Origin of the sequence: Actinomyces sp. S6-Spd3 (assembly GCF_000758755.1) — a bacterium.
GTDB lineage: Bacteria > Actinomycetota > Actinomycetes > Actinomycetales > Actinomycetaceae > Pauljensenia.
Genome location: NZ_JRMV01000272.1, coordinates 256499 through 281334, shown reverse-complemented (window position 1 = coordinate 281334; position 24836 = coordinate 256499). Strand labels below are relative to the sequence as shown.

Sequence of the window (24836 nt, the reverse complement as noted above, 5' to 3'; positions counted from 1 at the left end):
AAAGCTGGTTGGAATTTCAATGCGAACCAAACTGACTTGTGCAGCGACAGCACTACTCTTCGTCGCAGCAGTACCCGTCTTTGCTCAGCAGTCGGCGCAGGCCGCCGAGGTCGCGGGCCCCGCCACCTGCTACATCGCAGACGAAAACGAAACCATTCTTGAGCCTCGCCAGGAGTACCAGCCCGCCGCGGGCGCGGCGACGCTCCCCTCAACACCCAGCCCCGTCGTCCCGGGGTCTTACACCTTGCAGACCTCCGCGCCTGCCGTGAACTTTGATCCAGACAATCCTGCCATGCACTTTGTCTGCGAGGTTCAGTACTCACACCTCGGACGGATTCGTCTGGTCGATCCCTCTGGTCAAGTTTTGGCTTCGACGGTCTATGCCAATGACCAAACGGATCCTTCTCGCGCAGCGTCAACCGCTCTCCCCCAGCTTCCCGGCGGCTACGAAATCGTTCCCGGCCAGTCGGTCTTCGGCTTCAACGAGGCCGCGCAGACCGTGGACCCGAATAATCCGGCTGACGCACGCGCAGTTGGTCGCGATACTGACATCGTGATCCGCCAGATTGCAGCAACGCCGACTCCCGCGCCCTCCACGTCTCAGCCTCCGGCACCGACTCAGCCTGCAACGCCCACGACCGTTGCCCCGAGTCCTTCGACAACGGCTCCCACCACGCCTGCTCCTGACCAGCCGACAACTCAGTCGCCTAAGAAGCCTGCACTGGCAAAGACTGGTTTCGAATCAGGAGTTTTGGCTGCGGCTACTCTTGTAGCAACTGCTGGCGGCGCTGCCGTGACTGCTCGCAAGCGTCGCGCCTGATTTCCGAGGCGATATAGAGTTTCCGCCCGTCCGCACGCTGCGGGCGGGCGGGGTCTTTCTCTTTCCAAATGCGCTCGTGCTCATTATGAGCATGCGAGTCGAGAGCGATCCGCTGATTCGAGACTATAACCCGCGCGGTAAAATTAAGGGTATTTATCCCATCAGAGCGACTAGATAGGGGATACCTAGTCTATGGAATCGCGTGACACCCCAACAAAGTTTGTTCTTGATGTGGTCGCGCTTTTGGAAGCGTTAGGCGACCGTGAGTATATTCCTGTCTTCTTAGAAATGCTCGAATACGACGGCCCGGACGTAGAGGGCGCGGTCGCTGCGCTTGTCGAGCACAAGCAAGTTAACCAAGATTGGATTGAGCGGCTCGTTGCTTTTAATGACGAGTATGCCGGAGCTTTTGATTTTGAACTCGAAGAACTCCGCGCGGGCTTCGCAGCGCAAAATGCCAATACTGCTGCATAGCTAACTGAAGCAACCCTAAACCCCGCCGCGACTTGCGAGCGGGGTTTTCTCATGCCTCCCGCACCTGCGCAGGAACGGGTTTTCTTATACCCGATCCGCATGGAAGGACACTAGATCTCTTCACCGCGGTATAGGCGCTCGCCCTATATTTTTCACACACTGTGTCCCTCTCGATCCCTGGAGGGAATTTCTGCAAGATAACCGAACCTCAAATTGATGGGGGCGTATTGGGGCCACTTTTAGCGCCCCCAAAGGTACCTATCGGTATATATCGGTTTCAATACACACAGCCCAAAAACGTTGCAAACAAAGGAAAAACCCCGGGATCCGTTGAGATCCCGGGGACGTACTGCGGAGGATGGGGGATTCGAACCCCCGAGGGCTTGCACCCAACACGCTTTCCAAGCGTGCGCCATAGGCCACTAGGCGAATCCTCCGGAGCGTGAAACACGCACCCCGTAATGCTAGCGGAATTCGCCGAAATCGCGAAATTTTGATGCCACTATCCAGCGTGGAATCCCTCACCATAGGTGAATAGCACGCGCGTGAATTTCCTACTTCAGCCCGCTAAAGGCAAGCATCCAAGCTAAAACCCAGAAGACAATGCCGACGCTGCCAGCACCAATTGCCCCCATCGCAGCCTTGCGCCCTACGCCGTTCATCGACGTTGACTGCACAAGCCCGATCGTCCCCAAAATGACTGCAATGAATGCGGGAATGAAGAGCAAAGAGAAGCACCCGCACCATGCGGCAGCAGTGGCAACGGAATTCACTTGAGGCTTAGGTGAGGTATAACCGGGCGAGGAAAATACGTAGAGCAGCGCCGGATCATCGCTACCCGGAAAGACCATTTGTGTCTGCTGGGGCTTTGGAGTCTCAAGGTGCGGGGTTGGACCATAGGGATCGTCAATTCCAACGGTTGCCGTCTGAATTGCGGCACCGTTTACGCCAGCTTGCCCAGGGGCACTGTTTGCAGCTGCCGCGCCCTGCCCGCTGATCCCACTCCCGCCGGGAGCATAGGGGTTTAATGCACTCATCAGGCTCCCTTCATGTTCTTCCTTCCTCAAGGATGCCACATCGAGGGCTTCTGATGTGAGGCGCCACATAGCGAGCGGTTTTATGTTCAAGCGCAAAAGAAGGCTATGATGGTGTTCCGACCGGTTTCGGCCCAGACCTTTTAACTGATCGGAGATTTAACAGCATGTCTGTTGCACAATCTGGATTCTTCCGCTGGAAACTTCATGGCGATGGCACCAGTATTGCTCCCGGGGACGTAGTTCTTCCCGGCGAACGTCTTTCTTGGCCTCGAACAATTGGAATTGGCGCACAACACGTCGTTGCAATGTTCGGGGCAACTTTTTTGGTTCCCTTGCTCACCGGATTCCCGCCGTCAACGACGCTGTTCTTCTCGGCAATCGGAACGCTCCTCTTCTTCCTTATCACTGCAGGACGACTCCCAAGTTATTTGGGGTCGTCCTTCGCTTTAATTTCGCCGATCATGGCCGTCTCCGGAATGCAGGATCTCGGTCCGAGCTTCGCTCTGGGCGGCATCATTGCCACCGGCGCAACCCTGGCTCTTGTCGGCATCATCGTTCACTTCGCAGGTGTGCGCTGGATTGACGCCATCATGCCCCCGACCGTCACCGGCGCAATCGTCGCCCTCATCGGTCTGAACCTTGCGCCCGCCGCATGGAACTGGGTCAAGACCGGCCCCATCACCGCCGTCATCACGATCGTCTCGATCTGCTTGATCACGGTCCTCTTCAAGGGCATCATCGGCCGCCTCTCCATCCTCTTCGGCGTCCTCATTGGCTACATTGCTGCAGTGTTCCAGCACGAGGTCAAGTTCGATGCAGTTCGCGAGGCCGCATGGTTCGGTCTGCCGCAATTCCACACCCCCTCCTTCTCCGTCTCCACTCTGGGCCTCTTCGTCCCCGTGGTCTTCGTCCTCATCGCCGAAAACGTCGGCCACGTGAAGTCCGTGTCCGCAATGACCGGCGAGAACCTTGACGATCTGACCGGACGCGCACTCTTCGCAGACGGTGTCTCCACTATGCTCGCAGGTGCGGGCGGCGGTTCCGGTACGACGACCTACGCCGAGAACATCGGCGTTATGGCCGCAACCCGCGTCTACTCGACGGCTGCCTACATCGTCGCAGCATGCTGCGCCTTCCTGCTCTCCCTCATGCCCAAGTTCGGTGCGCTCATCGCAACGATTCCCTCCGGTGTCCTCGGCGGCGCCGGTACCGTCCTCTACGGCATGATCGGCATGCTCGGCGTGCGTATCTGGGTCCAGAACCGCGTGGATTTCGCCAACCCGGTCAACCTCAATACCGCTGCTATCGCACTGATCGTCGCAATCGCAGACTTCACCTGGGACATCAGCGGCATGACCTTCGGCGGTATCGCCCTGGGTACCGGCGCTGCGATCATCGTCTACCACGGCATGCGCGGCATCTCGAAGCTGCGTGGAACCAACCTTGAGCAGGCCTCGCCCGCTTCGGCTCCCGCGGGATCTGAACTCGAAAGCGAACCCTACGCTTCACGGCATCGCTCCACTCAAGCCTGATCGACTCTGATCACTCGGGGCCGGGGGTGTTCGAAAGGACACCCCCGGCCCCGGCTTTTACCCACAACGGCCTACACTCATATCCAGTAACTAAACCGGACGTCCGTTACAGTTATGTGCTAGCATCTTCGCATGCGCTCCGAATCGGCCCGAGCTCGTTGGGCCTTCTTGCTGATCATTTCCCTCGGGTTATTCATCGTTGCTGCAGATAACTCGATCCTCTACGTTGCGCTTCCCACCCTTCGAGCCGAACTCCACACGAGCCACCAACAAGGCCTGTGGATCATCAATGCCTACCCCCTTGTCCTCGCTGGCCTGCTCCTAGGAACCGGAACACTCGGAGACAAAATCGGGCACCGTCGCATGTTCGAAATCGGACTCACGATTTTCGGCATCGCATCGGCGGTTGCAGCATTCGCACCCAACGTTGGTGTTCTCATCGGCGCCCGCGCATTCCTCGGAGCCGGAGCAGCAGTCCTGATGCCCTCCACACTCGCCCTCATCCGCCAGACCTTCTTCGAACCCCGCGAGCGCAACACCGCGATTGGAATCTGGGGCTCAGTCGCGACAGTCGGCTCCGCCGTCGGACCCCTTCTGGGCGGCTTCCTCCTGACCCACACCTGGTGGGGCGCAGTCTTCCTCATTAACATTCCGATCGTCATCATCGCCCTTGTAGGCACCTACCTCATTGCGCCGGACAATTTCCCCAACCCCAAGCGAAATTGGGATTTCATGTCCTCCCTCTACGCAACCGTCACCATGGTCGGCCTGGTCCTCACCATCGAAAATCTGGCACACACCCCCATCGACACCACTTTGGTGACAACGGGGATCGTCCTCTTTGCGATCGGCCTCGCCCTATTCGTCCACCGCCAGCACTTCCTTGACACCCCACTCCTCACCCTGGACGTCTTCAAGAGCCGCCTTTTCACCGCCGGTTTCCTCGGTGCGTTTCTTGGAATGTTCGTCGTCTCGGGAATTGAAATCCTTACAACCCAGCGCTTCCAGCTCTCCGCCGGGTTCACCCCGCTCCAAGCCGGCCTCGTGACCGGCGCAGTCGCAATCGCCGCTTTCCCCGGCGCAATCTTCGGTGGCCGCTACGTTGACCGCATCGGTTTTCGGACGGTCATCTCGGGAGGCTACGTCATCGCGACCATCGCTGGAATCCTTGCGGTCTTTGCCATACGCGAAGGTTTCTTCCCGCTCTTCATGATTGCCCTGGTCCTCGTTGGTACGGGTACCGGCCTGGCCATGAGCGTCACTTCGACCGCGATCATCGGCTCCGCTCCCGCGCGCCGCACTGGCATGGCCTCGGCAATTGAATCGGTTTCTTACGAATTTGGAACCATGCTCTCGGTCGCCATCCTCGGCTCGCTGATGTCACTTTTCTACACAATCAACGCCGCGCCCGAAGTTGCACATAGTATGGATGCCTCGGCTCATAATCCGGCTCTTGCCCCCATGGCCGCCTCTGCTATCGATACCGCCTACACGTGGACGCTGTGCATCGCGATTGCAGTATCTTTCACCGCTGCCGTCGTCACCGCCGCGCTTCTGACAGACAACCCGAAGGAGACCAAGTATGCGCACGAGTAAAAAATCCCTGCTCATTCAGGCCGCCCTCGAGATTATCGATAAGAAGAGCCTGGACGCCCTGACCTACGATTCGCTGGCGAAGGCTTCAGGAATGTCGAAGTCCGGCCTGCTCTACCACTTCCCCTCGCGCGCGGCGCTGCTTTTGGCGCTCAACGAGCACTTGGCCTCGTCGTGGCGAGCAAGCCTGCTCGAGGCCGCGGGCGCCCCGCCCGAAGAACTTTCCCCCCGCGAACGCTTGCGCGCCGTCGTCGAGGTACTCTCTCAAAGCGCAACCCGCGCAGACCTCTTACTTGCTTTGGATACGCACACCAGCGAAGAAGGCGCCGAGGTGTGGGACAACATTTTGGGCCCCTGGCTGCTCCCGCGTGAGGAAATCCTTGCGGATCCAGACATTTACCTGCTGTACATCATCGCCGATGGTTTGTGGGTCCACGACCACATCAATTCCTACGATCTGACCACCCAGGAACGCCGCGCACTGATTTCTGCGGCTCTGGCCTATCTGGACTCGCTTCCAGACCTTTCGCACGCTCGCTTTTAGCGGCGCCCGGCGACTTTTACTTCGTCGACTTCACCAGCAGACAGGTGCTGGGGCCTTTGAGGTTGTCGTGGTTTTCCTGCACGCGCTGCAGATCTTCGGCGGTCAGAGCTCCGTTATAGAGCGAACCCAGAAGAACCGTCACGCCGGGTTCGGTATTGTCGGTCAGGGTCACTCGCGATGAGGGGAAGAAACGCGCCACCGTGTAGGCCTGGTCCACTGACTGCGGTCCTGCCTGAATTTGTGCCGATCCCGCGTACTCCGGTGAGGAGTTGGAGGGGTCAGCGACCTGGAAACCGACGGTCTTCAGCATGTCCGAGGCGTCGCGCGCAACCCCCGAACGCGAGGTTGTGTTCAGTACTTGAACCTTGATTCCCGAGGCCGCAAGGGGCTGGGTTTCTTCGCTGGGGCAGGGGATATCTCCCGCCGAGGCGTACTCGACCTTCGCGGAAAAACCGTTGAGGAAGGGGATGGGAAGGATTCCCGTCAGCACCAAAAGGCTCAACACACTGACGCCAGCCATGACTGAGAACACGATCGAGAAGATCGAGTTCTGCTTGAGCTGGCGTTCGCGGCGGTAGAGCTCGCGTCGGGACAGTTGAGGTTGTGGTGCACTCACAGAACTAACCTACTTCACCGACGCTACTTTGTGCACGAATTAGACCAGGAAAATCAGTGTCATCGTTGCAACCAAGGCGATGACGGCGAAAAGCGGAAGGGCTCCCTGCTTAATGGCTGCGCTTCGCTTATCCGGCGAGGTGATGAAGAGGAGCAGTGCTGCAGCGAGCATCGAGCCGGTCCCAAAGAGCATGAGGGCGAGGCCAACGGCCGGGGACGCGAACACGTAGACGAGGACCCCTACGAATACCTCAAGCGCGAGAAAGAGGTTGTAAAAGCCTTGGTTGAAGGCCATTTCTTTCGTGTTTTCAGCCGCTTCTGCACTCATGTTGAAGGTTGCGCGGGTGCGCTCGGAGGTCCAGGAGATTGACTCCATATAGAAGATGAAAACGTGAAGCAGCGCGGAAAGAATGGCAAAAGCCATTGCAACGATCATCATGGGGAAAGCTCCTCACGCATGTTGATGTTTGAGACTCAATGAGTCTACGCCGGATAGCAGTTGTCGGGAGCGCGATATCACGCGCTCCCGACAACCCATAGCCGCTGCACTCAACCCCACTTCAGTGCACATCGCGGCCATTGACACGCTCGGCTCCTCCCCATGACACACGGAGCAACCGAGCTCGTCGTTTTCTAGGCAGGTCTGAACTGAAAAGATTCAAACCCAAGTTTTTCAATGTCGTCGGCCAAGGATTGGACCTCGAGGTCCCACGCAGCATCCCCGGCGTTAAAACCCTGGGCTGTCCCCAATGCACGTGCCTGCTGCAAAGCGAAGTGAGTTGCCCCCAGATCCTTCACACAAGAGGCAACCTCGTAACCATCACGAGGCCCATCGGGGTACACCGTGAGGCGCACCTCATAGGGAACCCCAGAATCGAGGACTTCACCCAAGCTCTCCCACGCTTTCGGCCCCGCATTTGGGCGCCCAGCCACGGCCTCGTAATTGGGACCGGACATCGCCTTGATGTCGATACCGACCCAATCCACAAGGCCGGTGCGTAGGATCTCGCGCAGACGCGCGGGATAGGGACCCGCCGTATGCAATCCAACCTCGAAACCAAGCTCACGCACGCGTTGCATGGCCGGGAGGACGGCCAACTGGCGCGTGGCCTCGCCACCGGAAAAGACCACGCCGTCAAGCAGACCCCGACGCCGACCCAGCAATTCCTCGACACTCTCCCACGAGACCACTCCCGGGATCTTCGGGTCGATAATCGCCTGATTGTGGCAGTACGGGCACGCCCAAGGACACCCTTGGGCGAACACTGTCGCCACAAACTTCCCCGGCCAGTCCACGCTGGACATCGGGGTCAGACCCGCGATCTGCAGGTCCGAGGCGGTCAGGGTTGCAAGGTTCATCGCTGGTCCACGGGCGGGAAAGCGCTCACCAGTTCGCCGTGCTCAGATGCCGCAGCCTCGGAGAACATCGTGCGCTCGGCGTACTCGCCCTTCTTGCCGATATTGAAGGACTTCACGGGACGGAAGTAGCCCATGACGCGGGTCCAAACCTCGCACTCTTGGGGTTCGCGCTCGGGGTGAGCGTGAGCGCACTTCTCGCAAGTGAAGTGTTCGCCAGCGAGGTAGCCGTGTACGGGGCAAATCGAGAAGGTCGGGGTGATGGTGATGTAGGGGACCTTGAAGGCGGTGAGTGAACGACGCACCATTTCCTTGCAGGCCGCACCCGAGCTCATGCGCTCGCCCATGTACAGGTGCAAGACCGTGCCGCCCGTGTACTTGCCCTGCAAGACTTCCTGATCTTCCAAAGCCTGGAAGGGATCGTCGGTGTAGCCCACGGGAAGCTGCGAGGAGTTCGTGTAGTAAGGCTGTTCCTCGGTTCCGGCCTGAAGGATTCCCGGGTAGTGCAAGCGGTCAGCCTTCGCGAAACGGTAGGTCGTTCCTTCGGCGGGGGTTGCCTCGAGGTTGTACATGTGGCCGGTGGCTTCTTGGAGCTCGACCATGCGTTCACGGATGTGGTCGAGGATTGCGCAGCACATGTCGAATCCCGCGGGATCGGTGATGTCGTAGGCGTCGCCCGAGAAGTTGCGGACCATCTCGTTCATGCCATTGACGCCGATGGTGGAGAAGTGGTTGTTCAGGTGGCCGAGGTAGCGCTTGGAGTAGGGGAAGAGCCCGTGATCCATGTGGTACTGAATCGTTTCACGCTTTGCCTCCAGGCTCTCTGAACCAACGTTGATCAGTCGGTCCAGTTCCTTGACGAGGCCGTCCATGTCTCCCGCGAACCGGTACCCCAGGCGTGCCATGTTAATGGTGACAACACCGATGGAACCGGTCAGTTCTGCTGAACCGAAAAGTCCGTTTCCACGCTTGAGCAGCTCGCGAAGATCCAGCTGGAGACGGCAGCACATCGAGCGAATCATGTGCGGGTCCAGATCGGAATTGATGAAGTTCTGGAAGTAGGGCAGACCGTATTTTGCGGTCATTTCGAAGAGTGCCTCAACGTTTTCGCCCTCCCAATCGAAGTCGGGAGTGATGTTGTAGGTCGGGATGGGGAAGGTGAAGACGCGGCCATCGGCGTCTCCACCGGTCATGACCTCGATGAAGGCACGGTTGACGAGGTCCATTTCCTTCTGGAGCTCGCCGTAGGTGAAATCAACAATCTCATCACCAATCAGCGGATGCTCATCGACCAGATCATCGGGGCAGGTCCAGTCGAAAGTGAGGTTGGTGAAGGGGCACTGGCTTCCCCAACGCGAAGGCACATTGAGGTTGTAGATCAGTTCCTGCATGCACTGAAGGATCTCGTCGTAGGTCATATTGTCCAGACGAACGAAAGGTGCCATGTAGGTATCGAAGGAGGAGAAGGCCTGGGCTCCGGCCCACTCGTTCTGCAGCGTGCCAAGGAAGTTAACAATCTGACCGCACGCGGAAGAGAAGTGCTTGGGGGGCGCCGAGGCGATCGCGCCACTGACCCCGTTGAAGCCCTCCTGAATGAGTCGCTTGAGTGACCATCCTGCGCAGTAGCCGGCGAACATATCGAGATCGTGGATGTGAATGTCACCGTTGCGGTGTGCCACGCCCGCTTCGGGAGAATAGACGCGCTCCAACCAGTAGTTCGCAATCATCTTTCCGGCGGAGTTGAGGATCAAACCACCCAGTGAGTATCCCTGGTTGGCGTTTGCGTTGACGCGCCAGTCAGAGCGGTCGAGGTATTCCTCGATCGTTGAGATCGCGTCGATTTCGTAGCGTGTTGAGGGAGACGTAGTCACGATTGACCTTTCAGGCTTACTTGGCATCATCGCTGTGGAGGCACAATATCTAGTGCTTGAGACGAACGCATCCCACAATATCTAGTGGCAATACTGAAGGGGTGGGGGCGACATGCGGAGTGTCGCGACTCGCGCAAAATGCACAATTTACGCGCGGCGGTGCACGCCTCGATCAAAGCCCTGAACAGACTGTGAATAAGTTTTGCGTATTTACTCGCCTGAGAGGCGATCAACCTCGTGGATCACGAGGCCACCAACTGCAATCACCGCAAAAGAAGAAATCCCCGCAAGCACATGAGCCCTGCGCGGCAAAGCATCCAAGAACTCCGCATAGGTAATACCCCCGGAGCCCATCTGCGCCAAATCATTGGGAGTCAATGCCCACAGGGAATACACCAAGCCCAAGGCAGCGACAATCGCACTTGCAAGCGCAATAACAACCATCGCCTTTTGCACAGGAACCCCGTGGCGAGGCCTGTCCTCCAGAGGACACAGGATCAACGCCCAAAAACCGCACACGGCCATCGCCACCAGCACATCTGAAGGACGATGCCAGCCAAACATCATGACGGAAATTCCCACAAGCGAGGTCCACAGGTACCCGATCCAGGCCGCTGGGCCTCGGAACCATTCGGGAGCAATCATCACCAAGGCCAGTGCAAGGGACATCGCAACAGTCGTGTGACCGGAGGGAAGAGAATTCACTGTCGCAGCGGACATGTGGTAGTCGGGGCGCTCAATCAGAAGCTTGGCAACCTGGGTCGTCGTATTGGCTGCGATCACCATTCCAAGCGCGCGGCCCGCAAGAGTTGGGCGACGACGCAGCCAGGCAATAACAACAACCACTACCCCGATAATGATCATTGCCGGAACAGAGATGATGTGCGTAACCGTGCGGCCAAGAGAGCCGAGCGGGTCAGCCCAGCGCATTGCCGCTTCCATTGACAAGGTGTCAATTGCTTGGCCCTTGACGGTAAAGATCGCGAGGAAAGCGATGATGGCGCTGAGGAACGCGCACCCTGCCGCGGCGCTAATGCGCCGGAAAAGGCGAGGGCGGTAGCGCCTGGAGGCGGTCTTTGCCGGCGGCGGCGAGGCCGGGCGGTTGATGCGCCCAAATGCGGGACGCGCACCTCGAGGTCCTTCGGGGTGGGCCGAGGCCTCGGGAAGGGTACGCGTTGCACCCTCCCCCACGGATGACGCGCCCGTGGAAGGTGCGGAAAAGACTTCGGTTTCACCATTGGTGGAGGGAGTTTCGGAAAGGTGGGACTGACGCCCTGTCATCGGCTACTCCTTCCCTCTAGGCACCGTCTTCGAAGGCTTTATTTTAGTCATCAATACAGAGGTTTATCTATCTGAATGCTTGGTTTTTACTTGGTTGACCGGGATGACTTTGCCGAATTTTTCCCATCCCTTATCTCGAGCCTCGACCCCGCGCGTCGGTTAAAGTGGAGAAGTCAACAAGCGTCAGTCACGGTGACGAAACGCTACCTTACGACTCCGATCAGGGGTGCTACGTGTCGCTTTCACCGGTCAACACCGACCGTATTCGCGCGGTTCTCCACGGCCACGATCTGAATTTCGGAGAGTCTTCGGAAGAAGAACTCGCCGTACCGACGCGTAATGCCGTCTATTTTTGGAACACCTCGAATCCCCACATCCTTCAGTTGCGCGCACATTGGCGTGGGATTGCAACCGATGACGCTCAGTTCGCTTCCCTTGTTGAAGAGGTGCGGCGCTGCAATTCAACGCGGACCGGCCCGAAGGCGTATCTCGCTCCTTTCGAGGACGGTCGCCGATACGGCTTGATCGCCGAATGCGACATTGTGGCGACGAACGGGCTTTCCGAAGCTCAGCTCGATGCGTTTTTCGAAACCTCAATGTCGATGATGATGGGGTTCTTCTCCGACCTTGAGGAGACTCTCTCCGACTTTGTGACGTGGAACGAGGAGGAAGATCACGCATGAGCACTCTTCCAGGCCCCTTCGCTATTCCGAACGATTCAACGACTCCGTACAAGGTGACTTTTGATCGTCTGATGCGCGCTTTGGCCGATCTCCAGTTCCAGGCCGATGTTTTGGCCGAAAACCGGGCCGCCGGTGCAGTCTTCGACGGCATCCCCTTCTTGCTGAGCATGGATTCTGCCGAGCGTTTCCTATCGATCCGCGCGGTGTGGGACACCGATTTTGATGCCGAAACCGCGGGGCACCCGCTTTTCGCCGCCGCAGATTCATGGAATCGTGAGAAGTACTTCCCGACCGTGTATTGGATGCTCGACCCCGAGGGCTCCCTTCAGGTCTGCGCAGATTTTGCCGTTGATACCTCCGCAGGATTGTCAGATCAGCAATTGACCGACCACCTGGGAGCCGGTATTTCCACGGGTATCGACGCAATCCGTTACATGCAAGAGGCAGCGACTCAGACTCTTGGGTGGAGCGCTCCCGAAAGTGCTCCCTATACGCAGTCTGATACTGACGTGCCCTTCCCTTCTCAAACTGACGAGGCCGGCGCTCCGCCCGCCCGCTCCGGTGCGGCTTTCGGCTTGGGATGAGCACTCACTCACAAGCCCTTCTTGACATCATTCGCGCTCGTGGAAATAGTGGTCAATTCGTTGATTACCGTTTTCTTCCCGCGCGCGCGGCTGAATGTGGGCCCTGGCCTGATTGGCTCCCCTCGTCCCTTGTTTCTGCATGGAAGAAGCAAGGCGTAGATTCCCCCTGGCTTCACCAGCTCCGAGCGCTCCAGGCAATTCACTGCGGTCACGATGTTGTCATTGCGACGGGTACAGGTTCAGGCAAATCCCTGGTCGCATGGACGCCCATCCTCTCTGACCTCCTCAATGCCGAGGTCTCGAGCCGCATTTCCGATATCCACCATCGGCCCACGTGCCTATATCTCTCGCCGACGAAGGCCCTAGCTGCGGATCAGCTCCACTCGCTCAATGAGCTCATTGGGGCGCTCCCCGAGCAGTTGTCCGTCGCGCTTGCTGATGGAGATACCCCTCGCGAGGCCAAGAATTGGGCGCGCGCTCACGCCGACATTGTCCTGACGAATCCCGACTACCTGCACTACGTCATGCTTCCAAACCACGAACGGTGGATGCGCGTGTTGGCATCTTTGCGCTATGTGATTGTTGATGAGATGCACCAGTGGCGCGGTGTGAGCGGAAGTCATATTTCCTTGGTTTTACGCAGACTCTTGCGTATTGCACGACACCTTGGCGCACGCGTTCAGGTGATCATGATGTCGGCGACCTTGTCAGATCCGCAGTCTGTTGCACAAACAATGATCGGGCGCGAGAAGGTTGACGCCATCACCGAAGACACATCGGGGCGCGGCACCCACCACGTTTTCATGTGGGAGGGGCGCGAGGTTCCTCGCGAAGATGACGTTTCAATTGAGTCTTTCCTTTCTGCCCTGCAAGCAGCCGAGGCGGGCGAAGAAGCAGTTCTTGAAGCACCTACTCAGCGCCTTTCTGCGCAAACCGAAGCCGCTTTGTTGTCGGCAGAGCTGGTCCGCAACAATGCGCGCCTTTTGACCTTTGTCCGCTCTCGAGGCGGCGCGGAAACTGTCGCTGCTCAAACGCGCGAGAATCTCCACGACAGTCCCGAGCTTGCCTCTACTGTTGCCGCATACCGGGGAGGTTTTCTCCCCGAAGAGCGACGCGCCTTGGAAGCCGCGCTCCGCTCCGGTCAGCTTCGAGCCTTGGCAACCACTTCCGCTTTGGAGATGGGGATCGATATTTCCGGTTTGGACGTCACGATCACTGCCGGTTGGCCGGGTACGCGAGCATCTTTCTGGCAGCAGGTTGGTCGATCAGGACGAGCCGGCGCGGAGGGCATTTCCGTTCTGATTGCTGGTGATAACCCCCTTGATTCTTTCCTTGTGCACCACAGTGATGAGATCTTTTCCCCTGTCGAGGCCGCCGTTCTTGACCCCGACAACCCCTGGGTTTTACGCGATCACCTGTGCGCCGCGGCTGGAGAGATTCCTCTTTCTGACAGGGAGGCCGCCGAAGTATTTGGACCGCGAGCGCCCGGACTTTTAGCGCAACTTGGCGCCGAGGGCCAGCTTGTGAACCGCAGTGGTGGCTGGCGCTGGAATATCACCTCCGATGAGCAGCCCTGGGATCGCATTCAGATCCGTGGCAGTGGTCGAGATGTTCAAATCGTTGATGCTCGAAGTGGAAGCATCATCGGGTCGGTCCCTCAAGATTCTGCAGATTCACAGGTGTTCCCTGATGCGATTTATATACATCAGGGACGAACCTTCCATGTTCTTTCTCTTGAGGAGGGGCCCGCAAGGCTGGCATACGTTGAAGAAGTTCGCACCCCCTTACGAACCAGAGCACAAGACGCTGTCTCCATTCGCATTGTTGATGTGGATGAGGAATGGGTGAGCGGGGACAGCTTGGTTCATTGGTACCGAGGCAGCGTCGATGTGACTCGCCAGGTCACGGATTTCGACCTGCTTCGGCTTCCCGGTTTGGAGTTCATTTCCAATACTCAACTCGCCATGCCCGAACGTACTTTGCGTACCCAAGCGTGTTGGTACACCCTCTCCCCATCAACGATGGCCTCTTTAGGGATTGATCGAGGCAGTGTCTTGGGTGCTCTTCATGCTGCCGAGCACGCATCTATCGCCCTACTGCCATTGTGTGCGAATTGCGATCGATGGGATTTGGGTGGATTGTCGACGAATCTGCACACGGATACGAACTTACCGACAGTTTTCGTCCACGATTCGTATCCGGGTGGCGCGGGTTATGCGCATTTTGGGTTTAAGCATGCCAGGGAGTGGATTGAGCGTACTTACCAGGCTGTCGGAGAGTGTCAGTGCCACGATGGTTGCCCGCGATGTATTCAATCTCCGAAGTGCGGCAACGGAAATGAACCCCTTTCGAAGGAAGGTGCACGTCGCCTCTTGGAGTTCCTCTGTGAGCATTCCCCCTTCGAAGAAATTCCCAGAAAACTTCCAGATACAAAATAGTATCCACACAGCATGGTTTCTTATATTTAAGTCATCGAGAGTTGGACCCCGCTTAAGCGGGGATGCCACACCGAAAGACTTTTCGGGAAACTCGCACTGTGTTGATGGGATACTTGAGGGGCCAGCCGGGGGGCAGGCCCCTCAAGTGCATCTACGGGGTCAACACCCGCTCGAGCAGAGCGCACAATCACCCATCCCCACGCGCCTTTAAGACGAAGGCTCACGATGGTATCGACTCCTTCGCACCGGCATGAACTCAGCTGCGCACCGTTACTTTCCGCAACTTCTTGCGCTACCTGGCACGCTTTATCCTGAACATCCTCCCACTGAGCAGTCGCAGAAATGTCCGCACCCGCCAAAGCACTCAGATCCGCGATATCTTGAGCCCGATTCAAGGACACAAGGAAAGCTGCACAGACAATCCCCGCACAGGCGAGCACCATGGCAAGCGCGACAACTCCGATAACCATCACAGTTCCCGAGCCCTGGTCAGCGCGCCATCCTTTCGTCCTATCGGTCCCAGCGGCTTCATCCACCCCAGACATCAGTCTTCACCACCGACAAGCGTGCTCTCACGCAAGCCTTGGTAGCGACAGCGCGCATGAAAGCCCAGTACTCCAGCAGGACCCCGATAAGAACTTTCAGCTGAGCCATAGATCCAGCGCTCATCACTGGTGAATTCAAAATGAAGGTTGCTCAGTCCAGCACCTACTGCTTGGGCAGCTTGCACACCATCACCTCCGCGGGCGCTTTCACGCACACCAATTCCCAGTGCAGAACACAGTGTCTGAGTGGTCATTGATGCCGCAAACACCGAAATGACTATGGCAATCATGACAACGATTGAGAAGGTTCCCAGTGCAATTTCAACGCTCACCATGCCTTCATCTCCCTTTCGATCAGGTGAAGGCACGGTGAGCTGAGCGCGCGTACTCATGAAAAACTCAGTGCCGTTGAAATGAGGTGCTCCAGCGCCGACTGAACGACACCGGATTTGAGTACGACGAGAAGCAAACCGGCAAATCCAGCAGTTGCAAGGGCACCGATCGCGTATTCAACGGTCGTTGAGCCCTCTTCCGCGTCGCAATCTTCTTCCCGCATGTCAGCACTGTGCATTGTCATGTTCTTCTTCATGGGAGTCTCCTTCCTGTGTTGTCCCATGTCTTCGAGAGTGCTCTTTTTCAACCCGTTCATCTCTTCCACCCCGCAAATCTGTGGATGAATCGTCAGCACGCGAATACTGTGGATAACTTCCTTGAAAGCTGTCAGATTGCGCTGTGAGCCAGCGTGATCAACACGGGAACGACACCTAAGCAGATAAATGCCGGCAACATGAGAAGCCCAAGGGGCACAACAAGCCTCACACCCAGCTCTTCGGCGCCCGCCCGCGCATCTGTAAGACGCTTCTTTCGAGCCGTAGCGGCAAAACGGCGCAATTGTTCGTCTACTGCTGCACCCCGCATCCATGCCTCACGAAGGACCTCAGCGACCTCGAGGTATTGCTCTGGGCAGTCCTCCCAGGCAAGTTCCCATTCGAGTCCCACAGTCAAACGCTTCGAGACAAGACTCAACTCTTCACGATCTGAGCAGCGTCCAAGACATTCCAATGCCCGAGGAATTGATGCTCCAGCATCCAAAGCTGCCGCTATGAGGTCGCAGACAAGCGCCGTATCTTCACTTCCGTCTTCATCCCATCTGCGCTGGGACGCTCGGATCATCGACACTGATACCCACCGTCCGGCAAGTAAAAACGCCAATCCAACGATGCCGCACGCCGTCCCCGCACCTCCATCGGAAAGGACAGGAAAAGGATTAATCCCCATCACGCTCACCGCTAGCAGAGCCACAATCGGAAGCAAGTTGAGGATTTTTGCCGAGAGCGCGGGCCCGGCTCCCGCAATTCTCCTGGCTTCTTGCGCCTCGTGAAGGTCATCGAAACTATCGGCAAGACAATCCAAAACCTGAGCAAGAGGTGCTCCAAGAACTGTTGAGATCCCGCAGGCCGCGCGAATACTCCGAGAGTGTTCGCCAGCTTGAGTAATGACCTCCCTAGGAATTCCCCACTCGTCGCACTCCCCTTCCCCGCAACTCTTCACTCGGCTCACTTCCTGCCACGCTTGTTGCGCGGGAATACCGACCTGCAGCAAAGCACTGACTTTGCGAAGTTTCTGGGCAAGCTTTTCTGCGTCAATGGACGTCTTTTGGCCGCCCTCCTTTTTTCTTCCCGAACGAGGCCAGCGCACGACTTTCTCCGCGGGATGCGGGTCCCAGGCTTGAACGCGAGTGAACTGCCGTGCTCGCATTACGAATCCCGACTGAGTACGCGACGCAATTCTTCCCAAGCAGGACCGGTCGAACCACGGCCTCGGCGATCAATGCGGTACGCGCAAGAACAGGTGAGCTCCCCGCGCTCGAGCCCAAAAACCCCAATTTGGGCAACGCGTCGGCCAGTATTCCCATAACTTCCCACGCTCCTTTCCATGTGTACGACAAGGTCAAAAGCCGCACGGGCCTGCACGTGGGTGGCTTCAGCGCTCATCCCCGCGAGTGCTCCAAGAGCGCTGAGCCTGGCCGGAACTTCCGCGGGAGTATTGGCGTGAATCGTCGCAAAACTACCGCGGTGCCCGGTATTGAGGGCGCTCATAATGTCGCGCACCTCCCCACCTCGACACTCTCCCAAAATGATGCGATCGGGTCTCATTCGCATTGCAGCACGCACAAGCTCAGAAAGACTGACTTCACCTCGGCCTTGAGTGTTGGCCTGACGTGCTTGAAGGTGCACGACGTGCGGGTGCGCGGGGTGCAGTTCGCTAATTTCTTCGATACAGATCAAGCGTTCATTTACCGAAATACTGCTCAAAAGCGCGGAGAGTAGCGTTGTTTTTCCACTCCCCGTCGCCCCAGAAATGAGGACATTGCAACGCACTTCAAGCATTCGACTCAGAATTTGTTGCGTGGTGTCATCAATACTCGCTCCCTTGCGCATCTGTTCAAGAGTGAGGCCGCCCCGAGCCGGAATGCGCAAAGAAATGATCGTTCCCTCACCGGAAAGCGGCGGAATCACCGCATGAACACGCACCCCCATGGGCAAAATTCCGTCAACTATCGGCACCGCATCATCGAGGCGTTTGCCGCAGATCGCCGCCATTGTGATGGCCAAGGCTCGCACTTCTTCCTCACTAGAAAAGCCATCGTCGATAGGCTCCACACCCTGCCCACAATCGACCCAGACCCGAGTGGAATTGACCAAAATATCGGTGATTCCCGGAAGACGAAGCAAGGGTGCAAGGACTTCCCCGAGTCCATTGAGGCGCGCGTCAAGCTCTTCTAACGCGGATCCGACATCCCCTATGCCCTTCCCCGGGGCTTTGAGACGCATAATCGCTTCATCGAGCGCTTCTCCCGCAGTGCTCGCCATCAGGAGCGCGTCAGCCACACTCATTCTTGCGCCTCCATGCGTTCCCACAGTTGTGCGCGCGCTTTCCTTCCCCTTCTGCCCTGACGAGGCCGCATCCCCACTGCATAGACCGGACTGGCACTGGTGTGCACGATACGCGTGATTTGCGAAGGCGAAATCAGACCGATGCTCGCCCTGCGCGCCAAAAAACAAGACGAGGCTTGTGGAGCAATGAGTGCATACGTTGGGCACGGTGGAGGATTGGCAGCGCTGAGCGCACATAAACGTGCCGCTCCAAGCGCGTCACCGTGACCAAGGAGAATGAGGACATCGATAGACTCCCCAATTTCCGCACATCTTGGTCCCCACAGTCCCAAATCACAAACGATGCTTCTTTCGCCCTTCAGCGCTGAAATCACAGCGGGTACCCGTGAATCGTCTGCGTATGCGCCGCCGCGTGCATCCCCTCCCAAATAGGAGACTCCGCGGCTCACCGGAAGTTCTCGGATCAGTGAGGGAAGGAAGAAACGCTCACGGACGCTGATCGCAGACCAGGTTGCAGCCTCGGCAGGGGGAGTGAGAAGAGCCCCTCGTGAAGCACGCAAAGGACCGGGGCCAGAAAGATTGACGCAAATACTGCCAGTATCGCGACACAGGTCCCATGCGAGTGTGGATACGCCCGCTCCCCCGCTCCATCCCGCGATCCCCACGCAGATGCGGCCAGCCATGGAACCTTGAGCAGCCATCCATCGAGCCATATCGGCCGCGAGTAACTGGCCAAGGAGCTTTTCACCACCGGGAAGTTGAACACTCTCACCCACACAGATGACATGAAGTCCCAAGTGCTCCCATCCTGAGCGCTGTGAGGGATCCGCGATTACCACACTGACGAGGTCCTGGATCCTTCTTCCCTCCTCGTGCGAAGTGCTGCGCGAGGATCCGTTTCGACCATCATTGAGTTCATGGGGGCTTCCCTGCCACACGCTCATCCCAAGAACGGCACACACCGCACGCAGTGATTCCACTGCCCGCCCTTCAAGCCCACTCCACGCAACGATTCCCATTCGCGTCATTCTTCAAGCGTGAATATTCCTTGTAGAGAATGCACGTGCCCCATCTGAATCTGTGGAAAACTAGGAGTAATCCCAATTCTGTGGATAGCAATGTTGCATCCACACCAACTGAAGGTGCCGATGATGTCCACTCTCAACGAAAACATCGATTCCCCGAAACCTCCTTTTCCGGGGAAAAATCGCCAAGCACTCGCAGAAGATAGCCACATCGCCGCATTTTTCGATCTCGACAAGACCATCTTGGCCACGGCCTCGGCAATGGCGCTGAGCAGCCCACTGGTTCACGCGGGTGTTATGAGTCGCTGGGATTCCCTGCGGGCAACCATCGTCCAGCTTCCCTACCTCTTCACTGGTGCGGACGATGATCGGATGCGATCAATGATGCATGCGCTCGGTGAGCTCACTCGCGGCTGGGACCCTCAATACGTTGAGAAAATCGTCAACAGTGTCACGAGTTCAAGCATCGCGCCTCTGTGCTACCGCCAAGCCCTTGCGCTCATCGACCACCACCGACTCTTGGGCCACCATGTTGTCATTGCATCCGCTTCGCCCATGGAGATTGTCCGGCCGATCGCACACCTGCTCTCAATTCCCGATGCGCTATCCACCATTGTTGGACGCGGACAAGATGGCCTGGTCGACGGGACGATCACTCACTTCAACCACGGCGCAGGGAAAGCCGAAGCCTGTCGAAAACTCGCGCAAGAACGCGGATGGGACCTCAGCGAGTCCTACGCTTACACCGATTCCGTTTCGGATCTACCCATGCTTGAGCTTGTCGGCCATCCCCAAGCCGTCAACCCTGATCGTTCCCTTGCCGCAATCGCCCGCGAACGCGAGTGGCCGATCCACACTTTCACCCAGACCGTTCGGATTCGCAGTCGAAAGCGCACGCGCATGACGCTGGCCATGATTCCCGTGGCGCTCGTGGGTGGGATCGGAATCGGTTATTGGGCACGCCGCTCAATTCCCAGCAAGTAGCGGCATACTTGACATATGTCCAAACTGTCCTTGCCGCCCGGCTCCGCTTTGCGTTCAGCGTTCTTCGCTGCCATCTTTGCGCCCGTTGCCTTGATTCTCATGGGAATGTCCCTTGCGGATCTTCAAGCACGTGCGGCTATCGGTGTGCCCCTAGCCTCCGTCGAGGGCATGATCGGTATGGCGTTCTCAGCCATCATTTTGGGCATGATTTCAATTAACTGCGAGCGTCATTCCATCGGAATGTTCGTCGCCGCCGCTTGGGCGCTTATCATCGGTTTCCTGCAAACTTTTGGTTATCTCCGCATTCATTTCCTTGTTGCGGCAAACCTTTCCGCTGACGACATGTCCGCTGCCCAGCGCTGGAATCTCTACCCAGTGTGCGTGGCCGCAATCCTTTTGGGTTCAGGCGTTGCGTTGGCCCTGACCCACCGCGCCCGCGCGAAGAACCCGGAGGCTGAGGAGCTCATGCCCTTCGAGCGCCACCAAAGCGAGCGCATTGCGGTTGCGGTTGCTTCCCTCCCCTTGGGTATTGGTGCCCTGGCGCTGCTCATTCGTTGCGCCCCTGCCGATTCGCTTCCTATGGCCGCACGAGGCCTAAGCGGAGTTGTCGCGCAAACTCCACTCCAGCCAATCCTCAGCGCCGCGGTCGCTGAAATTCTTGGCCTCATCGCTCTGGCTTCCCGCTGGTCAATGATCGGCCCCCAAGTCATCGCATGGACCTACATCATTCCCGGGTTCTTGTTGATCCCCCTGGGTACGACCCTCACCGGTGTCGTTGTGACTCCGGGCCACTCTTTGGGAACGCAGGTCCTCATGGCTGCTTCGACGATCGCCGCCTACGGAATGATCCTCGCGGCCTCGACTCTGGGGATCTATTGGGCGCGTCGCTACGCGACAAACGACTCATCTTCAAACGATTAATTCGCTAAATGTGGCGCTTCTCGGCGGGTAATCCCCCATCCCGAGCGTTTTCTCGTTATCGTCAGCACGAGAAGAGGAGGCCTCATGTCTGACCAGGAACACAACGAAGCATCGCCCGAAGAAGTCAAGGACGAAGCGATTCGCCGCAACGAAAACGAAGAATTGCCGCTGACCGGTGAAGAAGTCACTCTCCCGGGCGAAGCATCTGCTACCGAAGACATCATCGGCGGCGCCTCTGTTACTGAGACCAGCCAGGTTGAGCCGGTTCACATGGGCGTCACCCCTACTTCTCTCGACGATGTTCTGGCCTCGCGCGCGCAAGACGAGCAGCCTGAGGACAACGCTTCCGAAGACCAACCCGCAGCGGAGTCTACCGAGCCTTCCTCCGACGAGACACAGGCCGCGACCCCCGCCGAAGAACCCGTGCACGAAGCTGCTTCTACCGAAGAACCCGCAGAAGCTGAACCGAGCGTCGAGGCCGTCGCCGAATCCCCCGTAGAGCCGGAGAGCAACGGCGAGCCCGTAACTGTTGAGCACGAGGATGCTCCGCTCGAGGAAACCCCCGCCCCGGCACCCGAAACCCACGAGGCCGAAGAATCAGCGGCCTCACATAAGGAAGCACCGGCCTCGGAAGAAGCAGTGGTAGTTGAAGAAACTGCCCAGGATTCCCCCGAAGAAGCCCCCGTCGAAGAAGCAGCCGAGGATCTTCACACGACCACGACGATCCCCGCCGCAAGCGACACGGTCGAAGAAGCAGCCGAGGCGGAAGAAGCCTCGGCCCCTGTCGGTGAAGTTCCCGATGCACTTTCGCGTCGTTTTGGCGACCAAGCTGAAGTTTCCGACGACTTCCAAGAAGACGAACTCGAAAGCACAACCATTCGTCGTCGCGCTTTCGTTGCCCCGCAAGAAGAATCTCCCGTCACCGAGGCCGCATGGAAGCCTCGTGAAGACGCCGCTGAGCGCAGCGTTCCTCAGGACACCCCTGAGAGCCTCGATGATGTTCTCTTCGAGGGCGCCTCCATCGTTCCCGAAATGCCCTCACGCACCGGTGCGCACCTCTTCTCCTTCATCTTGGGAATCCTTGCCCTGCCCATCACCTGGTACCTCGTCGCCGACGCGGGTGCCCGAATGACCCTGCCCGAAGGCAACCCGGCAGCGACCGGTGTCATCAACTGGCTGGCAATCACGGAACTGGCTATCGCTTTCGTTGCGATCATCGCGCTTTTTGAAGCATTCAAGCGTTCTTCCCTGGGAGCATGGATTGCGGGACTGTGCTTCCTTGCCGCTGGTATCCCTTGGGTTTTCGCCCCGGCCTTCACCAGCGCACACACCGTCTCCCTGCTGCATTTCCTGCAAAATGCCGGCTCCTTCGGCTCGAACCTTGCCCACCACTTGCAGGCATCGGGCTACTCTGGTCGCCTCCTGATCCTGGGCATTGTTTTGATGGGCGTTGCCTCGCTGTCTCACTCGGCACGTCGACGTGGGCGCGCGGAAGAAGCCATGCGTGAGCAGGTCGAGCGCGTGAATCCGACGGGTGCGCACTACACCGCCCGCGAGCGCCGCCGCGCTGCAAAGGCAGCTGGTCTGCGGTGAAGCCCGAGGTTTCTCGCACCCTTCTCGAGGCACCCGGCCCGTGGGTTCACCGCCGGGTTTCGGCCTCGGGGGCCTCATTCCACGTCGCTGACGCGGGTCCCGAGGACTCCTCTTTTGCCGTCATCTTGCTCCACTCCTTCCCCATGACGTGGTGGACGTGGCGCGAAGTGATCCCCGCATTCACCGAGGCTGGAATCCGCACGATTTCCATGGATATCCGCGGCTTTGGCACCTCGGATCTTACTCCCGGGGAAGTCGAGCTCACTCAGCTTGCATCGGATGTGGCGGCCGTGGCCTCGGCGCTGGGAATTTCTTCCTACACTGTCGTCGGTAACGGAATGGGCGGGGTAATCGCGTGGATGCTCGGCTCCCTCGAACCCGCCGGTTTGCGCTCGATTGTTCCCGTGTGTGCGCCCCACCCCCTGGGTGTGCACTTCCTTCGTGGGCTTTCTTCACGAGGCCGAGGCCGCTGGTTCTCAACCCTGCTCTCGCGCCGACCGCGCCTGACTTTCTTCGCGTCAAAGTCAGCGTGGGTGGATCGTTCGATTTCGCAGTGGGCAGCGCCTTTCACGCAGGAGCACATGCTTTCGCAGGCGGGTGTGTATCGTGAGGCGCTTTCGCGTCACGTTGCTATTCGCTCTGCGTGGCAGTCTCTTCAGGCCACTTTTAGGCCCTCGTTCGCGTCAAAGGATGTTTTAACGCGCAAGGTCGAGGTTCCAGTTTTGTCGATTCAAACGCGTAATGACGGGCTGTGGTCACACGTCGACTTCGCCGATGATGTTCAGGCAACCTCGGGCGAATTCACCATGCGCGCGCTTTCTGAAAGTGGTCACTTCCCGCAGGAAGAAAATCCGCGCGCACTCGTCGCTGCAATCCTTCCTTTTATTCGCGAGTCTGCCTCGCTGGAGTAGAGAATTGGCACGCATCGCTACGAATTTACGCAAAGTGTGTGCAAATCTGTGTTTTAGCTCGTTCACCATGCATAATAGTTACGACTATCACACGGTGGCTCTTTCGTGCTGGGCTGCCGTCTTAGAGGAATAGGACAGCTCAGGAGTCGGCGGCGCTGGCTAGCGGCGCTTGCAAACAGAACGGAGTTCCGGCTTTATGTATGGAGACGCAAACTTCATCAACCAAGTGCCGCTTTTCAGCGGACTTGATGAGGCCCAACAGGTATCGCTGCAGCAGAAGATGGGTCAAACGACGCTGCGCCGCGGTGAGACCCTCTTTGATGAAGGCGATCTTGGCGACCGCCTGTACATCGTCACCGAAGGAAAGGTGAAGCTGGGGCACACCTCAAATGATGGCCGCGAGTCCCTGCTTGCAGTCCTCGGCCCCGGCGAGATTCTTGGTGAACTCACCCTCTTTGATCCAGGCCCGCGTTCAACCACCGCAACTGCTGTTTCTCCCGCGACGCTGCTCCACCTGCAGCACACCGACCTCATGGAAATCGTCGAGGCAAACCCGACCCTGGCAAAGCACATGCTTCGTGCACTGGCTCAGCGTCTGCGCCGCACGAATGAATCGCTCTCGGACCTGGTTTTCTCCGATGTCCCCGGTCGCGTCGCCAAGGCTCTCCTCGATCTTGCTGACCGCTTCGGCACTGCAACCGATAAGGGCATCCACGTTCCTCACGACCTCACCCAGGAAGAGCTCGCACAGCTCGTTGGCGCTTCTCGTGAAACCGTGAACAAGTCGCTGGCCGACTTTGTCTCCCGCGGATGGATCCGTCTGGAAGGCCGCGCCGTCACTCTGCTGGACGTTGATCGCCTGGCACGCCGCGCGCGCTGATTCAGTACTACGTATAACGGTGGGCTGAGCAGGTACATCACCTGCTCAGCCCACCGTTTTATCACCCGCTTAAATGAGCGGGATCAGTCGTTCTTCGGTCGCTTCAAATACGCCACCAAGCTATCCGAACCAGTCGGCCCTGGAACAACCTGGACGAGTTCCCAACCATCAGCACCCCACTGGTCGAGGATTGCCTTTGTCGCGTGAGTCAGAAGCGGAATTGTTGCATATTCCCATGTAGTCATAGCGCTA

The 24836-nt window shown here is 58.1% G+C and carries 26 protein-coding genes and 1 tRNA gene; 13 read left to right on the top strand and 14 right to left on the bottom strand.

What is annotated here, in order from left to right:
* The first annotated feature begins 19 nt into the window (after positions 1 to 19).
* Both HMPREF1627_RS03345 and HMPREF1627_RS03340 read left to right on the top strand, forming a co-directional pair.
* Positions 20 to 820: a hypothetical protein gene (locus tag HMPREF1627_RS03345; protein ID WP_052040814.1), complete on the top strand. Its 801-nt coding sequence runs from the start codon at positions 20 to 22 to the stop codon at positions 818 to 820.
* A gap of 192 nt (positions 821 to 1012) precedes the next feature.
* Positions 1013 to 1294, top strand: coding sequence for a hypothetical protein (locus tag HMPREF1627_RS03340; protein ID WP_034501104.1), 282 nt, complete (start codon positions 1013 to 1015; stop codon positions 1292 to 1294).
* A 352-nt stretch (positions 1295 to 1646) separates the two neighbouring features.
* On the opposite strand, the gene HMPREF1627_RS03335 is transcribed toward HMPREF1627_RS03340, so the two are convergent.
* Both HMPREF1627_RS03335 and HMPREF1627_RS03330 read right to left on the bottom strand, forming a co-directional pair.
* Positions 1647 to 1731: transfer RNA gene (locus tag HMPREF1627_RS03335), tRNA-Ser, on the bottom strand.
* Between the two features lie 117 nt (positions 1732 to 1848).
* Positions 1849 to 2331, bottom strand: a complete 483-nt coding sequence (locus HMPREF1627_RS03330) for a DUF4190 domain-containing protein (RefSeq protein WP_034501186.1) — start codon at positions 2329 to 2331, stop codon at positions 1849 to 1851.
* 164 nt (positions 2332 to 2495) lie between these two features.
* Between HMPREF1627_RS03330 and HMPREF1627_RS03325 the strand changes: the two genes are divergently transcribed.
* The 3 genes from HMPREF1627_RS03325 to HMPREF1627_RS03315 all read left to right on the top strand — a co-directional run bounded on the left by HMPREF1627_RS03325 (position 2496) and on the right by HMPREF1627_RS03315 (position 6000).
* Positions 2496 to 3863 carry a uracil-xanthine permease family protein gene (locus HMPREF1627_RS03325; protein WP_034501103.1) on the top strand — a complete coding sequence of 456 codons (1368 nt, stop codon included), beginning with the start codon at positions 2496 to 2498 and terminating at the stop codon, positions 3861 to 3863.
* A 132-nt stretch (positions 3864 to 3995) separates the two neighbouring features.
* Positions 3996 to 5459, top strand: a complete 1464-nt coding sequence (locus HMPREF1627_RS03320) for an MFS transporter (protein ID WP_034501102.1) — start codon at positions 3996 to 3998, stop codon at positions 5457 to 5459.
* On the top strand, positions 5446 to 6000 hold the full coding sequence (locus tag HMPREF1627_RS03315; RefSeq protein WP_034501100.1) for a TetR/AcrR family transcriptional regulator: 555 nt from the start codon (positions 5446 to 5448) through the stop codon (positions 5998 to 6000). Before HMPREF1627_RS03320 ends, HMPREF1627_RS03315 begins: the two co-directional genes overlap by 14 nt.
* Before the next feature lie 16 nt (positions 6001 to 6016).
* On the opposite strand, the gene HMPREF1627_RS03310 is transcribed toward HMPREF1627_RS03315, so the two are convergent.
* The 5 genes from HMPREF1627_RS03310 to HMPREF1627_RS03290 form a co-directional block, all read right to left on the bottom strand.
* Positions 6017 to 6616, bottom strand: coding sequence for a LytR C-terminal domain-containing protein (locus HMPREF1627_RS03310; protein ID WP_034501097.1), 600 nt, complete (start codon positions 6614 to 6616; stop codon positions 6017 to 6019).
* Between the two features lie 39 nt (positions 6617 to 6655).
* Positions 6656 to 7054 (bottom strand): DUF1304 domain-containing protein, encoded by a 399-nt coding sequence (locus HMPREF1627_RS03305; RefSeq protein ID WP_034501095.1) that lies wholly within the window; start codon positions 7052 to 7054, stop codon positions 6656 to 6658.
* 194 nt (positions 7055 to 7248) lie between these two features.
* Positions 7249 to 7974, bottom strand: a complete 726-nt coding sequence (locus HMPREF1627_RS03300; protein WP_034501092.1) for an anaerobic ribonucleoside-triphosphate reductase activating protein — start codon at positions 7972 to 7974, stop codon at positions 7249 to 7251.
* A complete protein-coding gene (locus HMPREF1627_RS03295) occupies positions 7971 to 9869 on the bottom strand; it encodes a ribonucleoside triphosphate reductase (protein WP_234305227.1) in 1899 nt (632 codons plus the stop codon). The genes HMPREF1627_RS03300 and HMPREF1627_RS03295 overlap by 4 nt, the downstream gene beginning before the upstream one ends.
* Before the next feature lie 183 nt (positions 9870 to 10052).
* Positions 10053 to 11123, bottom strand: coding sequence for a phosphatase PAP2 family protein (locus HMPREF1627_RS03290; RefSeq protein WP_052040813.1), 1071 nt, complete (start codon positions 11121 to 11123; stop codon positions 10053 to 10055).
* A 233-nt stretch (positions 11124 to 11356) separates the two neighbouring features.
* On the opposite strand from HMPREF1627_RS03290, the gene HMPREF1627_RS03285 reads away from it, so the two are divergent.
* The 3 genes from HMPREF1627_RS03285 to HMPREF1627_RS03275 are packed head-to-tail and all read left to right on the top strand — an operon-like array spanning position 11357 to position 14828.
* Positions 11357 to 11806, top strand: a complete 450-nt coding sequence (locus tag HMPREF1627_RS03285; protein WP_034501088.1) for a YbjN domain-containing protein — start codon at positions 11357 to 11359, stop codon at positions 11804 to 11806.
* Entirely contained in the window at positions 11803 to 12390 is a 588-nt protein-coding gene (locus tag HMPREF1627_RS03280; RefSeq protein WP_034501087.1) for a YbjN domain-containing protein, read from the top strand. The genes HMPREF1627_RS03285 and HMPREF1627_RS03280 overlap by 4 nt, the downstream gene beginning before the upstream one ends.
* Positions 12387 to 14828, top strand: coding sequence for a DEAD/DEAH box helicase (locus HMPREF1627_RS03275; protein ID WP_034501086.1), 2442 nt, complete (start codon positions 12387 to 12389; stop codon positions 14826 to 14828). Before HMPREF1627_RS03280 ends, HMPREF1627_RS03275 begins: the two co-directional genes overlap by 4 nt.
* A 26-nt stretch (positions 14829 to 14854) precedes the next feature.
* Here the strand turns inward: HMPREF1627_RS03275 and HMPREF1627_RS03270 are convergent, their stop codons facing one another.
* From HMPREF1627_RS03270 to HMPREF1627_RS03245, 6 genes are all read right to left on the bottom strand, one after another.
* Positions 14855 to 15373, bottom strand: coding sequence for an Rv3654c family TadE-like protein (locus tag HMPREF1627_RS03270; RefSeq protein WP_052040812.1), 519 nt, complete (start codon positions 15371 to 15373; stop codon positions 14855 to 14857).
* Positions 15373 to 15765: a hypothetical protein gene (locus HMPREF1627_RS03265; protein ID WP_034501085.1), complete on the bottom strand. Its 393-nt coding sequence runs from the start codon at positions 15763 to 15765 to the stop codon at positions 15373 to 15375. Before HMPREF1627_RS03265 ends, HMPREF1627_RS03270 begins: the two co-directional genes overlap by 1 nt.
* Positions 15762 to 15962: a DUF4244 domain-containing protein gene (locus tag HMPREF1627_RS03260; protein WP_081940748.1), complete on the bottom strand. Its 201-nt coding sequence runs from the start codon at positions 15960 to 15962 to the stop codon at positions 15762 to 15764. Before HMPREF1627_RS03260 ends, HMPREF1627_RS03265 begins: the two co-directional genes overlap by 4 nt.
* A 131-nt stretch (positions 15963 to 16093) precedes the next feature.
* On the bottom strand, positions 16094 to 17131 hold the full coding sequence (locus HMPREF1627_RS03255; protein ID WP_034501084.1) for a type II secretion system F family protein: 1038 nt from the start codon (positions 17129 to 17131) through the stop codon (positions 16094 to 16096).
* Positions 17131 to 18270: a TadA family conjugal transfer-associated ATPase gene (locus tag HMPREF1627_RS03250; protein WP_034501082.1), complete on the bottom strand. Its 1140-nt coding sequence runs from the start codon at positions 18268 to 18270 to the stop codon at positions 17131 to 17133. The genes HMPREF1627_RS03255 and HMPREF1627_RS03250 overlap by 1 nt, the downstream gene beginning before the upstream one ends.
* A complete protein-coding gene (locus HMPREF1627_RS03245) occupies positions 18267 to 19298 on the bottom strand; it encodes a hypothetical protein (RefSeq protein ID WP_034501079.1) in 1032 nt (343 codons plus the stop codon). The genes HMPREF1627_RS03250 and HMPREF1627_RS03245 overlap by 4 nt, the downstream gene beginning before the upstream one ends.
* Positions 19299 to 19421: 123 nt before the next feature.
* Here HMPREF1627_RS03245 and HMPREF1627_RS03240 point away from each other — a divergent pair, with 123 nt between their 5' ends.
* From HMPREF1627_RS03240 to HMPREF1627_RS03220, 5 genes are all read left to right on the top strand, one after another.
* Positions 19422 to 20279: an HAD family hydrolase gene (locus tag HMPREF1627_RS03240; RefSeq protein WP_081940751.1), complete on the top strand. Its 858-nt coding sequence runs from the start codon at positions 19422 to 19424 to the stop codon at positions 20277 to 20279.
* A gap of 15 nt (positions 20280 to 20294) precedes the next feature.
* Entirely contained in the window at positions 20295 to 21200 is a 906-nt protein-coding gene (locus HMPREF1627_RS03235; RefSeq protein WP_034501077.1) for a hypothetical protein, read from the top strand.
* An 84-nt stretch (positions 21201 to 21284) separates the two neighbouring features.
* Entirely contained in the window at positions 21285 to 22793 is a 1509-nt protein-coding gene (locus HMPREF1627_RS03230) for a hypothetical protein (RefSeq protein ID WP_034501074.1), read from the top strand.
* Positions 22790 to 23704: an alpha/beta fold hydrolase gene (locus tag HMPREF1627_RS03225; RefSeq protein WP_034501072.1), complete on the top strand. Its 915-nt coding sequence runs from the start codon at positions 22790 to 22792 to the stop codon at positions 23702 to 23704. The genes HMPREF1627_RS03230 and HMPREF1627_RS03225 overlap by 4 nt, the downstream gene beginning before the upstream one ends.
* 196 nt (positions 23705 to 23900) lie before the next feature.
* Positions 23901 to 24584: a Crp/Fnr family transcriptional regulator gene (locus HMPREF1627_RS03220; RefSeq protein WP_034501070.1), complete on the top strand. Its 684-nt coding sequence runs from the start codon at positions 23901 to 23903 to the stop codon at positions 24582 to 24584.
* Positions 24585 to 24667: 83 nt separating this feature from the next.
* Here the strand turns inward: HMPREF1627_RS03220 and HMPREF1627_RS10395 are convergent, their stop codons facing one another.
* Positions 24668 to 24829 (bottom strand): DUF4177 domain-containing protein, encoded by a 162-nt coding sequence (locus HMPREF1627_RS10395; RefSeq protein WP_072456996.1) that lies wholly within the window; start codon positions 24827 to 24829, stop codon positions 24668 to 24670.
* Positions 24830 to 24836 lie beyond the last annotated feature (7 nt).

What these genes read in the sequence shown, in the direction of transcription:
- HMPREF1627_RS03345 (WP_052040814.1), top strand. Translation starts at nt 20, where the DNA reads ATGCGAACCAAACTGACTTGTGCAGCGACAGCACTACTCTTCGTCGCA.
- HMPREF1627_RS03340 (WP_034501104.1), top strand. Translation starts at nt 1,013, where the DNA reads ATGGAATCGCGTGACACCCCAACAAAGTTTGTTCTTGATGTGGTCGCG.
- HMPREF1627_RS03330 (WP_034501186.1), bottom strand. Translation starts at nt 2,331, where the DNA reads ATGAGTGCATTAAACCCCTATGCTCCCGGCGGGAGTGGGATCAGCGGG.
- HMPREF1627_RS03325 (WP_034501103.1), top strand. Translation starts at nt 2,496, where the DNA reads ATGTCTGTTGCACAATCTGGATTCTTCCGCTGGAAACTTCATGGCGAT.
- HMPREF1627_RS03320 (WP_034501102.1), top strand. Translation starts at nt 3,996, where the DNA reads ATGCGCTCCGAATCGGCCCGAGCTCGTTGGGCCTTCTTGCTGATCATT.
- HMPREF1627_RS03315 (WP_034501100.1), top strand. Translation starts at nt 5,446, where the DNA reads ATGCGCACGAGTAAAAAATCCCTGCTCATTCAGGCCGCCCTCGAGATT.
- HMPREF1627_RS03305 (WP_034501095.1), bottom strand. Translation starts at nt 7,054, where the DNA reads ATGATGATCGTTGCAATGGCTTTTGCCATTCTTTCCGCGCTGCTTCAC.
- HMPREF1627_RS03300 (WP_034501092.1), bottom strand. Translation starts at nt 7,974, where the DNA reads ATGAACCTTGCAACCCTGACCGCCTCGGACCTGCAGATCGCGGGTCTG.
- HMPREF1627_RS03295 (WP_234305227.1), bottom strand. Translation starts at nt 9,869, where the DNA reads ATGCCAAGTAAGCCTGAAAGGTCAATCGTGACTACGTCTCCCTCAACA.
- HMPREF1627_RS03290 (WP_052040813.1), bottom strand. Translation starts at nt 11,123, where the DNA reads ATGACAGGGCGTCAGTCCCACCTTTCCGAAACTCCCTCCACCAATGGT.
- HMPREF1627_RS03280 (WP_034501087.1), top strand. Translation starts at nt 11,803, where the DNA reads ATGAGCACTCTTCCAGGCCCCTTCGCTATTCCGAACGATTCAACGACT.
- HMPREF1627_RS03275 (WP_034501086.1), top strand. Translation starts at nt 12,387, where the DNA reads ATGAGCACTCACTCACAAGCCCTTCTTGACATCATTCGCGCTCGTGGA.
- HMPREF1627_RS03270 (WP_052040812.1), bottom strand. Translation starts at nt 15,373, where the DNA reads ATGTCTGGGGTGGATGAAGCCGCTGGGACCGATAGGACGAAAGGATGG.
- HMPREF1627_RS03265 (WP_034501085.1), bottom strand. Translation starts at nt 15,765, where the DNA reads ATGAGTACGCGCGCTCAGCTCACCGTGCCTTCACCTGATCGAAAGGGA.
- HMPREF1627_RS03260 (WP_081940748.1), bottom strand. Translation starts at nt 15,962, where the DNA reads ATGAAGAAGAACATGACAATGCACAGTGCTGACATGCGGGAAGAAGAT.
- HMPREF1627_RS03255 (WP_034501084.1), bottom strand. Translation starts at nt 17,131, where the DNA reads ATGCGAGCACGGCAGTTCACTCGCGTTCAAGCCTGGGACCCGCATCCC.
- HMPREF1627_RS03250 (WP_034501082.1), bottom strand. Translation starts at nt 18,270, where the DNA reads ATGAGTGTGGCTGACGCGCTCCTGATGGCGAGCACTGCGGGAGAAGCG.
- HMPREF1627_RS03245 (WP_034501079.1), bottom strand. Translation starts at nt 19,298, where the DNA reads ATGACGCGAATGGGAATCGTTGCGTGGAGTGGGCTTGAAGGGCGGGCA.
- HMPREF1627_RS03240 (WP_081940751.1), top strand. Translation starts at nt 19,422, where the DNA reads ATGTCCACTCTCAACGAAAACATCGATTCCCCGAAACCTCCTTTTCCG.
- HMPREF1627_RS03235 (WP_034501077.1), top strand. Translation starts at nt 20,295, where the DNA reads ATGTCCAAACTGTCCTTGCCGCCCGGCTCCGCTTTGCGTTCAGCGTTC.
- HMPREF1627_RS03230 (WP_034501074.1), top strand. Translation starts at nt 21,285, where the DNA reads ATGTCTGACCAGGAACACAACGAAGCATCGCCCGAAGAAGTCAAGGAC.
- HMPREF1627_RS03220 (WP_034501070.1), top strand. Translation starts at nt 23,901, where the DNA reads ATGTATGGAGACGCAAACTTCATCAACCAAGTGCCGCTTTTCAGCGGA.
- HMPREF1627_RS10395 (WP_072456996.1), bottom strand. Translation starts at nt 24,829, where the DNA reads ATGACTACATGGGAATATGCAACAATTCCGCTTCTGACTCACGCGACA.